We start from the raw sequence: 2,214 nt of genomic DNA, 5'->3' as shown, positions 1-2,214 counted from the left end.
GTACTATCCTTACCAAYAATATGATTTTCTTCTGCTTGCTTAATTGCTTGACCGATAATTTCATTGATATAATCTTCATCCATAGCAAATCTTTCAGGAATAGGATTAGCGATAACTGCTCCACCATTAAGATTTAATTCCCATTTCGTTTTTAATGTTTCAGCAATTTCATCGATTGAATCAGTGGAGAAGTTTAATAGATATTCACTATTTCTTGTGTAGAATGCTGGTAGGCACTCCGTTTCATATCCAATTACAGGCACCCCTTTTGTTTCAAGGTATTCTAGTGTAAGCGATAAATCTAGGATTGATTTAGCACCAGCACAAATTACGGCTACATTAGTTTGGGCTAATTCTTCAAGGTCAGCTGAGATATCCATAGTAGTTTCTGCACCTTTATGAACCCCACCAATACCACCTGTTACAAAGATTTTGATTTCTGCCAAATCAGCGCAAATCATCGTTGTAGCAACAGTCGTTGCTCCTAGTTGTTTTGTAGCAATAATTTGAGCTAAATCACGTCTTGATACTTTAGCAACATCTGAACTTTTACCAAATAATTCTAATTCATCTTCTGTTAAACCAATTTTAATTTTTCCATCAATGATAGCAATTGTCGCTGGAACAGCACCGTTATCACGAACAATTTGTTCAACTTCACGAGCCATTTTGACATTTTGAGGATAAGGCATACCATGTGAAATAATAGTAGATTCTAATGCAACGATTGCTTTTCCTTCCTCTTTTGCTTGTTGTACCTCTGCAGATAATTCAATATATTTTTTCATTTAAATTGCCTCCATATCTAACATTAATTGTTTTTTTGATAATTCTTGTCTAACTGTATACTTCGACATAATTGTTTTATGGGAATTGACCAAACCAGCTTTTATGATGTAATCAATTTCTTTTTTTTGTAACCAGGAATAAATAACGCCTGAACAAAATGAATCTCCAGCACCTGTAACATCAACAACTATTGGTGTTTCTATGGCAGGAAAATAATGAATCTCACCATTTTCACTACCTGTCATTACACCTTTTGAACCATTCGTTACAATAACATTTTTGACTCCTAAATCTAACCACTCTTTAACTGAATTTCCCCAATCTTCTTCATCATTGATTTTAATATTCATAAAAGTTTCTGTTTCATCTTTATTTACTATGAGCCAACTAACTGCATTCAAAGTTTTTGGAAGTCTATTCATTTTGGGAGACGAAACAGGAATAATGACTAATGGAATATTATGTTTAGATGTGAAAAAACAAAGAAAATCAATTGTTTCACTTGGACAATTTAAATCCACTACGATACATTTAGCTCTTCTAAGAATATTACTGTTTTTAATCAACAACTCAGGTGTAATATTCTCAAAAACGTCCATGTCTGCTAATGCAATTGATAAATCCCCATTCATATCTAAAACTGCTGTATAAGATCCTGTTGTCAAATTTTCATTTTGAGAGACATGTTCTAAATTCATAAAAGGTGACGATAAATCATAAATCTCTTTCCACTCTGAATCGAGACCACTTGCTGAAATTAATGTAACATCCTCACCTAATCTACCTAAATTTTCAGCAATATTTCTTGCTACTCCTCCAACCGATCTAGAAGATCTTACTGGATTAGATGTTTCATTAGTAATTTTATATTTTGTATAAAATTTCTTATCTACGTTAGCACCTCCTATGCAAACAATAGGAGCTATTTCATTTAAAACATAAGCCTTGCCAAAGACATACTCTTTCTTGATTAATCCAGAAATAATATTAGCAATAGACGACTTTGATATACCCACAATTTCCGATAACTCCTGTTGAGAAATAAAGGGATTTTCTCGAATCATATCTAAAATCAACTCTTCTTTTTCATTAATATCATTAGCCATTTTTACACCTCACTTCTTTAAACAATTGTTTATGCTATGAACATACGTTTAGTATACGCTTACATTTTTAATTGTCAATAAATTTTAAATAATTATTTAATGACAAATGACACCCTGTTATTGAAAATTTTATTTTGCGCCTAATGTTGTACTACTTTCTTTTTAATTAACACTATATTTCTATTAAGCATTGTTGGTAAGCTCATGCCTAGAAGAATGGTTACAATACCTACTATTTGCATTGAAGTAACATTTTCACTTAACAATATGACTGACACCATCACTGCGATTGGCAATTCAATAGCACCCAATATTGATG

General features: G+C 32.1%; 2 protein-coding genes. Both read right to left on the bottom strand.

Annotated features, from left to right (window positions below):
- A partial coding sequence (locus tag AC1DUW_RS26560) for a pseudouridine-5'-phosphate glycosidase (protein WP_477643898.1) occupies positions 1 to 788 on the bottom strand: 788 nt, incomplete at its 3' end.
- On the bottom strand, positions 789 to 1,883 hold the full coding sequence (locus AC1DUW_RS26555; RefSeq protein ID WP_056523632.1) for a carbohydrate kinase: 1,095 nt from the start codon (positions 1,881 to 1,883) through the stop codon (positions 789 to 791).
- Positions 1,884 to 2,214 lie beyond the last annotated feature (331 nt).

The organism is Peribacillus sp. P4_C12 (genome assembly GCF_056402095.1).
This window is presented reverse-complemented; position numbering and strand designations above follow the sequence as displayed.